The organism is Streptomyces palmae (assembly GCF_004684805.1).
Classification (GTDB): Bacteria; Actinomycetota; Actinomycetes; order Streptomycetales; family Streptomycetaceae; genus Streptomyces; species Streptomyces palmae.
On sequence record NZ_SRID01000212.1, the window covers coordinates 1 to 11,736 of the forward strand.

The 11,736-nt window shown below is 71.9% G+C and carries 9 protein-coding genes and 1 pseudogene; 3 read left to right on the forward strand and 7 right to left on the reverse strand.

Annotation, left to right across the window (positions count from 1 at the left end; genetic code table 11):
• Window positions 1–203: 203 nt before the first annotated feature.
• Both E4099_RS20705 and E4099_RS20710 read right to left on the reverse strand, forming a co-directional pair.
• The gene (locus E4099_RS20705; protein ID WP_135340590.1) at window positions 204–854 is read right to left on the reverse strand and encodes a class I SAM-dependent methyltransferase; all 651 of its coding nucleotides are present in this window, start codon (window positions 852–854) and stop codon (window positions 204–206) included.
• Window positions 855–1,059: 205 nt separating this feature from the next.
• Window positions 1,060–2,286, reverse strand: coding sequence for a serine hydrolase domain-containing protein (locus E4099_RS20710; protein ID WP_135340591.1), 1,227 nt, complete (start codon window positions 2,284–2,286; stop codon window positions 1,060–1,062).
• Window positions 2,287–2,724: 438 nt separating this feature from the next.
• Between E4099_RS20710 and E4099_RS20715 the strand changes: the two genes are divergently transcribed.
• Window positions 2,725–4,086 carry a polysaccharide lyase 6 family protein gene (locus E4099_RS20715; protein ID WP_167828436.1) on the forward strand — a complete coding sequence of 454 codons (1,362 nt, stop codon included), beginning with the start codon at window positions 2,725–2,727 and terminating at the stop codon, window positions 4,084–4,086.
• A 171-nt stretch (window positions 4,087–4,257) separates the two neighbouring features.
• Here E4099_RS20715 and E4099_RS20720 read toward each other — a convergent pair whose 3' ends face one another.
• Both E4099_RS20720 and E4099_RS20725 read right to left on the reverse strand, forming a co-directional pair.
• Window positions 4,258–4,731 carry a hemerythrin domain-containing protein gene (locus tag E4099_RS20720; RefSeq protein ID WP_135340593.1) on the reverse strand — a complete coding sequence of 158 codons (474 nt, stop codon included), beginning with the start codon at window positions 4,729–4,731 and terminating at the stop codon, window positions 4,258–4,260.
• 30 nt (window positions 4,732–4,761) lie between these two features.
• Window positions 4,762–6,009: a nitrate/nitrite transporter gene (locus E4099_RS20725; RefSeq protein ID WP_135340594.1), complete on the reverse strand. Its 1,248-nt coding sequence runs from the start codon at window positions 6,007–6,009 to the stop codon at window positions 4,762–4,764.
• 310 nt (window positions 6,010–6,319) lie between these two features.
• Here E4099_RS20725 and E4099_RS20730 point away from each other — a divergent pair, with 310 nt between their 5' ends.
• A complete protein-coding gene (locus E4099_RS20730; RefSeq protein WP_135340595.1) occupies window positions 6,320–6,742 on the forward strand; it encodes a pyridoxamine 5'-phosphate oxidase family protein in 423 nt (140 codons plus the stop codon).
• 155 nt (window positions 6,743–6,897) lie between these two features.
• Here the strand turns inward: E4099_RS20730 and E4099_RS20735 are convergent, their stop codons facing one another.
• Both E4099_RS20735 and E4099_RS20740 read right to left on the reverse strand, forming a co-directional pair.
• A complete protein-coding gene (locus E4099_RS20735; protein WP_135340596.1) occupies window positions 6,898–8,103 on the reverse strand; it encodes a globin domain-containing protein in 1,206 nt (401 codons plus the stop codon).
• A gap of 592 nt (window positions 8,104–8,695) precedes the next feature.
• Window positions 8,696–9,394, reverse strand: coding sequence for a response regulator (locus E4099_RS20740; protein WP_135340597.1), 699 nt, complete (start codon window positions 9,392–9,394; stop codon window positions 8,696–8,698).
• A 733-nt stretch (window positions 9,395–10,127) separates the two neighbouring features.
• On the opposite strand from E4099_RS20740, the gene E4099_RS20745 reads away from it, so the two are divergent.
• A complete protein-coding gene (locus E4099_RS20745) occupies window positions 10,128–10,841 on the forward strand; it encodes a CBS domain-containing protein (RefSeq protein ID WP_135340598.1) in 714 nt (237 codons plus the stop codon).
• Between the two features lie 593 nt (window positions 10,842–11,434).
• Here E4099_RS20745 and E4099_RS20750 read toward each other — a convergent pair.
• Window positions 11,435–11,736, reverse strand: a pseudogene (locus E4099_RS20750) (hypothetical protein); the annotation flags it as partial.

Consider the following 11,736-nt stretch of genomic DNA (forward strand, 5'->3'; position numbering starts at 1 on the left):
CAGGGGCATCGCCGAGACGGCCGGAAACCGGGACCTGCGCGTCGCCCACCTCCACCTCGCCGACCCGGCCTCGGCGACCGCCTTCGCCGAGCTGAGCCGCGATCCCGCGGCCAGGGACCGGCAGCGGGCCGCAGGCACCAGCCGCGGAAGCCGACCGGTGCCACCCGAGCCTTGCCCGGTCACGCCACCGGTCGGACTGTCCCTCACCGCTCCTTGCGGGCGAGCAGGTGGATCTCCTGGAACTGCCGCCGGTCGGTGGGCTGAGGCTGGCGCACCATCCGGGCCACCTCGGCGAGCCCGGCCCCGCGCAGCATCTCGGCGAGGTGATCCGGCCACCACCGGTAGGCCAGCGCGACCGCGTGATCGAAGGACTGCGTCGGGTGAGACGGTCCATCGCTGGCCGAAAAGCCGATCAGAAGGTGGCCGCCAGGCGCCAGCACGCGGTGGAACTCCGCCAGGATGGCGGGGAGTTCCCGCGGTGGGGTGTGGATGACGGACCACCGCGAGAGTACGCCGTCCAGCGCGCCGTCAGCGATGTTCACCGCGGCCATCGAGCCCACCTCGAACCGCAGGCCCGGGTAGGCCTGACGAGCCAATGTGATCATCGCGGCCGAGGCGTCCACGCCGAACGCCGCCAGCCCCAACTCACGCAGATGAGCGGTGATGTGCCCGGGTCCACACCCCAGGTCCGCCACCTGGCCGCCGCCGCTGGCGCTGACCGCCTCGGCGAAGGCACCCAGGATCGCGCGGTCCAGGGGCCTGTCGCGCAGTTCGCCGCCGAACATCTGCGCGTATTCGGGGGCGACGGCGTCGTAAGCCTCGCGAGTGGTCTTGAGGGCATCGTGTTCGACCATGCTTGCGACAGTACTTCCTGGCGCCGAGGCGAGGATCACGATCCTGCCTCCCGCCCGCTCGCCCAGCCTGTCGCCATGCTCGGTGAGCGGCGGGGCGAGGCCACCGAGAGCCAACATCCCCTGCGGCTATCGGTCTTGACATGGCGTCAGTGAACACTTCTGAGCCGGTCGGACAACTCATCGCGGACCGCAGAAGGAGGGTCCGTCAGCCGTCGGCCGCCCGGTAGAGCGTGGTCCAGAAGTCGTGGATGGTCCGCGCCGAGGTGGACATCCCGGTCTGGGTGAGCAGGATGCCGACGAGCTGGTTGCCCGGGTCGGCGTATGCCGTGGTGCCGACATTGCCGTCCCAGCCGAACTGGCGGATGGGCGCGACGCGGCCGCGGTAGCCGCGCACCGCCATCCCGAAGCCCCAGCCGTCGGGCCTCCCCTGACCCTGGGGGAAATGAGCCATGCCGTGGGCCGAGGCCTGCAGGGTGGCACGCTGCTCGGGCGGAAGGCGGTTGGTGGTCATCAGCTCAACGGAGTGCCGGGACAGGATCCGCCGGCTCCCGTGCATCCCGTGGTGGAGCAGCATCCGGAAGTAGGCGTGGTAGTCGTCGACGGTCGAGTCGAGTCCGCCGCCGCCTGAGGGGAACGCCGGAGGCCGGCTGTGGTGCCCCCCTTCCGCCTCGTCCCTCACCACGAACTCGCCGGTACGCGGATCGGAGGCGTACAGGGGCGGCAGCCGGTCGATCTTGTCGGCGGACACATGGAAACCGGTGTCCTTCATGCCCAGCGGATCGAATACGTGTTCGCGCAGGAACGTCTCGAAGGACTGGCCGGTGACCCTGGCGACGAGCACCCCGAGCACATCGTCGCTGACGTTGTACAGCCACCGCTCCCCGGGCTGGTGCATCAGCGGAAGCCTGCCGAGGCGGCGTATCCACTCGTCCGGTTCCGGTGCGGGCAGCAACCATTTCTGGCCGTAAACCCCCTGTTCGAAGAGCGCGTCCATGATCGGAGAGTTCCGCGCCGTCATATCCAGTCCGAGCCCGAACGTGGAGGTGAGCAGGTCCCACACGGTGATCGGTCGCCGCGCCGGCACGGTCTCGTCCAGCGGGCCGCCGGCCCGCCTGAGCACCCGCCGGTCGGCGAGCTCCGGCAGCCACCCGTCGATCCGGTCGTCCGGCCGCAGCCGGCCCTCGTCCAGCAGGACCACCGTCCCCGCGACCGCGACCGGCTTGGTCGTCGAGGCCATTCGGAAGATCGTGTCCCGGCGCATCGGCGCACCGCCGCCATGGCGCATCGTCCCCATTGCCTCGACGTGTGCCTCCTCGCCCCGGCCGACCAGGGCGACCAGCCCAGGAATCCTCCCGGAGTCGACATGCCGTGCCAGCACTTCGCGCACTGCGCGCAGCGACGTTCCGGAAAGGCCGCTCCCACCTTTTCCCATCGTGCGTCCCCGGTGTCGGGTGCCCACAGGTTCGGGTCTGCCGGACCCGCCCCGGGATGGGGCTCATGGCCTGACCAGCGGAGCCGACCTCCGAGGCGTGTCCGGCTGACAGGGGCCCGCGGTGGTGCTTGTGCCAACCCTATCGCCGCCGCTGCGGAAGGGCCTCGGCCGGCGACCGGAGGCATGCGGGAACGTGCGGATGTGCGAGGCCCTGAAGCCGTCACCGACCAGCCGGGTCGCCTCGGGGCCGCACCACATACCGGGTCACCTGCGCGTCCAGCGCGACACGCCGTAACAGCACCGGTCTTCCGATGTGACCGATTATCGTCGCCGCTGGTCAGGGACCAGGCCGACGCAGCCTTAAGATCCGCTGGTCAGAGCCCGGTCGCCGGTCTGTGTCGGCGGGACCACCAGGCTCATCAGGAGGGGATTTCAGACATGGCCACCCAGTCCGTCCAAGGGGACGAGGCCCACCGCACCGCTGTCACCGCCGAGACGGTGGTATCGGTGAGCGACGTGGCGTCGCTGCGGAAGGCGCTCGCCGAGGCCCGGCCCGGTCAGCGCATCGAGGTCGCCCCGGGCCAGTACCGGCCCGACAAGCCGCTGCGGCTCACCCGGTCCGGCACCGAGGAGGCGCCGATCACCATCGTCTCCGCGCGCCGGGGCAAGGCGGTGTTCGACGGAGAGGCCAGCTTCGAGTTCCCCGACGAGGGGCGGGTCGAGCACCTGGTGTTGTCGGGCTTCCAGTTCCGGCAGTCCACCATGCTGCGGGTACGGTCCGCCGCCCGGCACATCCGGGTCACCCGCAACCTCTTCGAGTTCGACGAGCCTTCGGGGAAGAACACCTGGCTGATGGTGGAGGCCGACGACACCCGGGTCGACCGGAACACCTTCCGCAACAAGGCGTCCGAGGGCGTCTTCCTCCAGATCAACGGCCCCGGGGACGAGGTGGCCAAGCGGGTGCGGGTGGACCGCAACCTCTTCCACGACCACACCTTCGCCGGTGCCAACGGCGGGGAGGCGATCCGGCTCGGCTACGGCGACAAGGGTCCGGCCGTGGCGGGGGCGGTGATCGAGCAGAACCTCTTCGTGCGGTGCGGTGGTGACGAGGAGGTGATCTCGGTGAAGTGCTCCGGCAACACGGTCCGCAACAACACGATCACCGAAGGGAAGCGCGGCTCCATCGTGCTGCGGGCCGGGAACGACAGCGAGGTCACCGGCAACTTCCTCTTCGGCACCGCGGGCATCCGGGTCTGCGGCGACGACCACCGGGTCTTCAACAACCACGTGCGCGGCACGATCGGTCTCGTCCTGGACTCCGGGGACGCCACGCACCGGCCCGCGCGGCGCGCGCTGGTCGTGCACAACACGGTCGTCGTCGAGGGGGACAAGCCCGCCCTCAACGTCCGCGCGGACACCACGCCGGCGTCCGAGGTGACCGTGGCGGCGAACATCCTGATCTCCCAGGGCAAGGCAGTGCGCACCCCGGGCCGGCCGAAGAACTTCACCTGGCGGGGCAACGTGGTGGGCAAGGACCGGGGCGAGCTACCGGACGGCGGCGGTGTGCAGGCCGATCCGCGGCTGAAGGCCGACGCGGCGGGGGTGTTCCGGCTCACCGCCGACTCGCTGAAGGTGGACGCGATCAAGTCGGCGGCCGGGCCGTTCCCGGCCGTCGTGACGGACATCAACGGCCGGAAGCGGCCGACGGCGAAGCACGCGGGCGCCGAGCAGTACGAGGCGGCCCCCGAGCTGACCCGGGCCCCGCTGACCACCGAGGACGTGGGCCCGTCCTCGAGCTGAGGCACCGCGCGGCGGGGACCGCGGTCCCGGCTCCGGCGAGGCCGGGGCGCACACTGGCGACCGGTTCGGCGGGACCATGCCGAATGTTCCCGTGCCCGGCCGGGTGGTCCGGGCGGGCACGGGAACGGTGAGCGGGCGGGGCGAAGCGGTCTGCCGCCCGGCGGTGGGGGGTCAGGTGGCGGGTGGCGTCAGGGCGCTGCCCGCTGCGGCGCGCACCGCCTCGACGGCCTCCCACTCTTCGGTCGACAGGGTCGCCAGCGAGGCGGGGAAGAGGCCGTCCTGCTCCTTGAGGATGTGATCACGCAGCAGGGTGAGCACCTCCAGCAGCCGGTCCGGCCAGGTGGGATCCGCCGGCACGCCGGGCGCCGCCTCGGCGAGCACCGCCTCGATGCGGCGGTGCTCGGCCTCCAGGGCGGCGATGTGGTCGGGGAACTCCGCGGCCATCGCGGGGAACAGCCCGTGCTCCTCCACCCGGGTGTGCGGGACCAGGACAGCGGTGATACGGCGGGCGAGTTCGGCCATCCCGGGGATGTCGCCGTCGCGCCGGGCCCCGCGCACATGGCTGATCAGGGTGACGACCTCGTCGTGTTCGCGGGTCAGCTCGTCGATCGCCGCCACGGACTGACAGCCGCAGTACTCGCACATCGAAGGACTCCGGTTCCGCTCTGTGCCGGTTCAGTGGGAGGGGGAGGCGGAGGCGCGGCGGGTGAGCGCGTGCCGCACCCCGGTCTCGGTGAAGGTCAGCGCCGCCGCCGCGGCCACGCCCAGCAGGACCAGGCCGATCGCGTACGAGCCGTAGGCGCCGTACAGCGAACCCATCAGCAGCGGCGGCACGAAGCCGCCCAACCCGCCCGCGGCGCCCACGATGCCGGTGACCGAGCCGACCTTGTTCGCCGGGGCCAGCAGGGCCACCAGCGCGAACACCGCACCGCTGCCCGCGCCCAGCGCGGCCGCCATGGCCAGGAAGGCGATCGTGCCCACCGGCGCCAGGCCAGGCGTGAAGGACTGCGCGAGCGCCCCGGCCAGCACCACGCCCAGCGTGCCCGCGAGCACCCGCACCGGGCCGATGCGGTCCGACAGCCAGCCGCCCATCGGCCGCATGGCGACCGCGAGCAGCACGAACCCGGCCATCCGGTTGGCCGCGTCGGCCTGGGCCAGACCGTAGCCCGTCTTGAGGTAGGTGGGCAGGTAGACCGAGAAGGCGACGTAGCCACCGAAGGCCACCGCGTACAGGGCGGACGCCTGCCAGGTGATGCCCAGGCGCAGAGCGGCGGAAAGACGCCGGCCCAGCGGTTCCGTCGGCACGGTGCGTCCGGGGGCGTCCCGCAGCACCAGCGCGGCCACGACCGCGTACGCCATGAGGACGCCCGCGGTGATCAGGAAGGGGTTCGCCATGCCGTGGGCGTCGACCAGCTTCACCGTGGTGAGGGCGCTGATCGCGGTGCCGCCCATGCCCATGCCGAAGACTCCGATGGCCAGGCCCCGCCGCTCGGGCGGGAACCAGGCGCTCACGAAGGGCACGCCGACGGCGAAGGCGGTGCCGCCGACGCCCAGGAAGAACCCGCCGGCCAGCAGCGCGGTGAGTGAGGAGTGTCCGGCCAGGCCCAGATAGAGCACGGGCACCGTGGTGGCCGCCGAGACGATCGGGAACATCACGCGCCCACCGAACCGGTCGGTGAGCGCTCCCACCGGGATGCGCCCCAGGGAGCCGACGACGACCGGCACGGCCACCAGCAGCGACTGCTGGAAGGAGGTCAGGTCCAGGGTGTCCTTGAAACGGGGGCCGAGCGGGCTGAGCAGCGCCCAGGCCCAGAAGTTGACGGCGAACCCGACGGTGGCCAGGGAGAGCATCAACCAGGCCCGGCCGGGCGCCGACGCACCCGAAGCCGTCCCACTGCTTTCCGTCGTCGAAGACTGGACCATACCGTCCGTCCCTTCCCTCTTGCTCACGGTGGCTCTGCGAACCGGGACCGCAGGCGAACCACGGGCATCGTGCGTGCGGATCGGCGATCGTTCAGCCACTGTCCGCTCGCGGACATCCGGGCGGCATGGGCCATGGGTCCCTGCCGCCGGGCTTGACGGTCCTCACCTCGGCTCCGGCCGGCCCTCCTGCCGGGATCCGCGCCCGGGATCGCCTGCCCGGCTCCTTCGGCACCGAGTCCGCGGCGGGCACCGGAAAAGTAGGGCCGACCGGCCCTACCCGGTGCCGGTCGGCCGCGCTGAGGATGGTGCGATGCTCGAGAACGATGCCTTTCGCACTCTCGACCGGCAGGAATGCCTTCGCCTGCTGGCCAAGGTGCCGGTCGGCCGGGTCGTGTACACCCGGCAGGCGCTGCCCGCGGTCCTCCCGGTCAACTACTCCCTGGACGAGGACGCCTCGGTCCTGCTGTACACCTCGGCCGACTCGGACCTGGTACACGCCATCAACGGCGTCGTCGTCGCCTTCGAGGCCGACGAGTTCTCCGCGGCGACCCAGTCCGGCTGGAGTGTGGTCGTCACCGGCCGGGCCACCGTGGTGACCGACCCTGCCGACCACGAACGGCTCTCGCGGACCGGACCGCAGTCGTGGATGCCGGTGCGCGACGGGGTCTTCGTACGCGTCGAGTCCGAGCTGGTCACCGGGCGCGAGATCAAGGGCGCACATACCACGCGATGAACCGCGGCCGCTGCGAGCGTCGCTGATCGCCGCCCGGCCGCAAGGGCGCGCCGACCAGGCACGATCACCCTGAGCGCACCGGCCACCCCGGCCGGCACGGCTTACAGGGCAGACCGGGGCGCCGACCCCGTCGCCCCGGCCCTCGGTGACGATGCTCAGCCTTCCGCGTGAGCCAGCCACAGGTCGGGGCCGAAGACCTCGTAACGGATGCGCTGGGCAGGAATGCCCGCCTTGAGCAGTTGGGCCCGCACGGTTCGCATGAAGGGCAGCGAGCCGCACAGGTAGACGTCGGCGTCGGCCGGCAGGTCCAGTCCGTCGAGGTCCATCAGGCCGGTGTGGGCACCGGGTTGGGCGGCGGCGTCCTCTTCGTACCAGAGTTCGGCCCGGGCCTCGGGCAGTCGGTCGAGGAGGCGGCAGGTGTCCGCGCGCAGGGCGTGGTCAGCCGGGGAGCGGTCCGCGTGCAGCACCGTGACCGGGCGGGTGGCGCCGGTGGCCGCGAGGTGTTCGAGCATGCCGACCATCGGGGTGCAGCCGATGCCGGCCGAGACCAGCAGCAGCGGGCTGTCGGCGTCATCCAGGACCACATCGCCGAACGGGGCGGACAGGGCGAGTTCGTCGCCGGCCCGGACGGTGCGGTGCAACTGGTTGGACACCTCGCCCTCGGGGGCGTCGGCCACGCTCGCGACCCGTTTGACGGTGATACGGCGCAGCCGGTCGCCGGGGACGCCCGTCAGACTGTACTGGCGCAGCTGGTGCACACCGTCGGGCATCTTCACCCGGACGCTGACGTACTGGCCCGCGCGGGCCTGCGGCACCGGCGCGTCGTCGACCGGGCTGAGCAGGAAGGAGACCGCGTCGGGGGTCTCCTCCCGCCGCTCCACCACCGTCCACTGCCGCCACGGGTTCCGGGGATCGACCTGCGACTCCTGGTACAGGCGGGCCTCCCGGGCTATCAGGGCCCCGGCCATCAGCCAGTACACCTCGTCCCAGGCGGCGGCGACCTCCGGTGTGACCGCGTCGCCGAGCACCTCGGCGATGGCCCGGAAGAGGTACTTGTGGACGATCGTGTACTGGTCCTCGGTGACACCGAGGGCGGCGTGCTTGTGGGCGATCCGGGACAGCAGCGCGTCCGGTCGGGCGTCGGGGTCGGCGAGCAGCGCCTGCGCGAAGGCGGCGATGGACCCGGCCAGGGCACGGCGCTGTTCGCCGCTGGCCTGGTTGCCGCGGTTGAACAGCCCGTCCAGCAGTTCGGGCTGCTCGGCGAACATCGAGTCGTAGAACCGCGCGGTGATCTCCTCCAGGGCTCCGCCGACGGCGGGCAGGGTGGCGCGGACGACGGTGGCCGATTCGGGCGAAAGCATGGGTCTCCTCGGCAGGGGGGTGTGCAGGGGGAACGGTGCTCACCATCGTGGCCCGCCTCCTCACGGGGGCCGATGGGCCGACCGGCCTTCTCGGGAGGCCGATCGGCTCGTGCTTCGATACGGGCACCCCGGCAACGCACCCGCCCGCCGGTCCGCGCGGCGACAGCGGCCCCGGCCACCCCTCGGCCTCTGCGGGCCACGGGTTCGCGCCTGGTTTCCGTATCGGGTCACCCGTGACCGGACGCGCCGAACCCGTCACGGACAACCGCCGGCGCAGTGACGGGCGGCTCTGTTCCCTCCGCTCGTTCCCGTGCGCGGTGCTGAGCCGCGCGAGAGGTGCCGATCGCGACCGCCGCCGCCAGACGGCTTGTGCCCACTGGCCGGTCGGGACACCCCTGGGCGGCGTCATGGCCGTTCGCCGAGGGCGCGCCGTGCCACCAGGTGAAAACCCACAGTCGCGGGAAATTCGCGGGGCCGGTCAGAGGGCAGCGGTCTCATGACCGGCCTGGGAAGGCCCAAGGGGCAGCCGGCCATCCGGCTCGCCGCCTGCCCCCGGTGATCCATCGACCGCACGGGCGCGGAGGATCCGGGCTCAGTTCCTTTCGCGCCGGAGCCGGTCCTGGGCCTGGGTGGCTATCACCGCGGCCTGGATACGCCGTTCCACGCCGAGCTTGGCCAGCAGCCGGGAGATGTGGTTCTTCACCGTCTTCTCCGCGAGGTAGAGTCGCTGGCCGATCTGACGGTTCGTCAGTCCCTCGCCGATCAGCGCCAGGATCTCCCGCTCCCGGTCGGTCAGGCCGGGCAGCGCGTCCGGCTCCTCCTCTTCCTCCTGCTGCTGGTCGTTGCGCAGCCGGGCCAGCAGCTTGGTGGTGGCGCTGGGGTCGAGCAGCGACTGGCCCGAGGCCACCGTGCGGACGGCCGAGACCAGGTCGGAGCCCTGGATCTGCTTCAGGACGTAGCCGGACGCGCCGGCCATGATCGAATCGAGGAGCGCCTCCTCGTCGTCGAAGGAGGTCAGCATCAGGCAGGCCAGCTCCGGCATCCTCGACCGCAGCTCGCGGCAGACGGTCACCCCGTTGCCGTCGGGCAGGCGCACATCGAGCACCGCCACCTGCGGGCGCAGCGCGGGGACACGCACCAGGGCCTGTTCGACCGTGCCGGCCTCGCCGACCACCGTGATGTCGGGCTCGTCGTCGAGCAGGTCGTGCACCCCGCGCCGTACCACCTCGTGGTCGTCCAGCAGGAAGACCCGGATAAGGTTCTCGTGGTCGGGCCGCTGGCTGTCCGCCATCGCCATCTCCTCGTTCTGCACTGTCCGTTGCGGGACCGGGAGGCGCCCACTGGGCGTGACCGGTCGCTTGCCTCTCGGAGATCCTCCCGCGATGGCGGGTCGAAGAACCAGGGCCGATCGCCCCCTGCTGCCCTGACGGCGTCGCCTCGCCCGGTGGGGCTGCTGGAGAAGCCGCAGGGCCCGGACGACCGGCGCTGCGGATCGGCCGCCCCGAGGACCGTAGGCGGCGGCAAGCTCACCACCACCACCGCCGCCGCCCTGTCCGCCCGCGAGCACACGACCCGCCACACGCGGCCGCGGCGGGGTTCCCATGGGGTCGAGGGCGCGTCGCGCCGTGCGGCCGGCCGGGATGGCCCACCGTCACCGGTGAGGTGACCACTCGGGCCGGGCCACCGCCCTCCATCCGCCGGGGCGCGCCCCGCGATACGCGGCCCCTGCCGCGGATTCCTCGGCCATTGGCCCCCGAGGCCGTGGGCAGTTCGGTCCCCGACCCAGGGCCGCTCGGCCCCTGCCCCACCCGCCGCCCGGCGGGGAAGCTGAAGAGGCACCAGGGGCCGGCTCCCCGGGGATGGTCCGACAGGACGACATCGACCATCACGGCCGAGCGGGCCCGCGCAATCCGGCCCCTGGTGCCCATCGCGGAGCGGAGCGGCCCCGCCCTCTTCGTCGGGCATCGGGCGCAGCGCTCGATCCCACCGCCGGGAGACGGCGGACAAGGAGGAAAGTGGGTGTGATGACTCACGTCGTCGGTGAAGTGATGACCCGCGAGGTCGTCGAAGCCCGCCGGGAGACGCCGTTGAAGGACGTGGCACGACTGCTGGCCCAGCACCGGATCAGTGGGCTGCCGGTACTCGACCACGACGACAAGGTCCTGGGCGTGATCTCCGAGACAGACCTGATCCGCCGCCAGGCGGCCCAGGGCGCCGACCGTCCCGCACGGTGGTTCCGACTGCCCGCACTGCGGCGCTCCGCCCGCCGCGCGGCCGCCGCCGCCCGGGCCGTGACCGCCGAGGACCTGATGACATCGCCCGCGGTCACGGTGCACCCCGAACAGCGGGTCGCGGACGCCGCGCGCGTCATGGAACGCCATGGCGTCGAACGCCTCCCGGTCGTGGACGAGGAGGACCGGCTCATCGGCATCGCCACCCGCCGCGACCTGCTGCGTGTCTTCCTGCGCACCGACGAGGAGATCCGCCGGGACGTCATCGCGGAGGTGTTCACCCGCGCCATGCGACGGCCGCCCGACGCCGTGACCATCTCCGTCCGGGACGGCATGGTCACGCTGGGAGGGTGCCTGGAGCGCCGCAGCGACATCCCGTTGGCGATCCAGCTGACGTACCGCATCGACGGGGTGGTCGGCGTGGTCAACGGTCTGACCTGCGACGCCGACGACGGCCGGGTGCCGACCTCGCGGCGCCAGGGCAGAAAGGGCCATCAGGTCGGCTGAAGCCTTTGAGCTGTTAGCTGCACCAAGAACTCCAAACATGAGACTTCTTGGCCGGGCTGGGCTGGGACGAGCCGCTGCGGATCGCACGGCCGTCGCCAGATCATCCCTTGATCGGGTACCGGTCCTGTGCCGTGCGGAACTGCATCGCGCCTGCCCGTCTGGGCGCTGGCGCTCCGCTGTGTGCCACCTGCTGAGGACGGTGGCGGGCTGGCGGGCAGGACTGGGCCGCAGGGTCGAGAGCGACCTCGACACCCTCACCGACGAAGAACGGGACGAGATCCGCCAAGCCACCACGGTCCTGCGCCGGTCCCGCACCGTACAGCTCGGCATGCCCACAGATCGCCGACCTCAGGGACCGGCTCGCCGAAAGCGACGAGGACCTCCAAGCCGCCCGGGCCACCAACCGGGAACTGATGGCCCAGCTCAATGGCTTCGTACGCCGACCTCGCTGAGCCGCAACGCTCACCGAGGAACTTCATCCCCCGGTCTCGCGGAAACCACCAGGAGGGGCTGGCGCATCAAAGAGGCCTCAGATCCGAGTCGAAGGATGAGCGGACCGCTGCGCGCGGCGCCGCAGACGCCCAGTCAGACGTTCACGATCGGTACGCATCGTGGTATCTGCGCAGCCTGGGGGATCGTATGGCGGGCAGCCCCGCCAGGGTGTCCTTGAAGGCGCGGTGGTGGGGCGTCAACGGGTACCAGGGGTGTGGTGGCAGGGGGTAGTCGTCGCGTAGGACGCCGTACGGAAGCGTCCCTGTCGCGGGCATCGGTGAGGTCTCGCCCGGGTGGGCGAGGTACGCCCAGACTCCGCTGTCCAGCGGCACCACGGCCGCATCGTCGCCGGGTGGACGCCAGGGTTCGCCCGTGAGGGGATGACGGGGGACGAGGATGACGT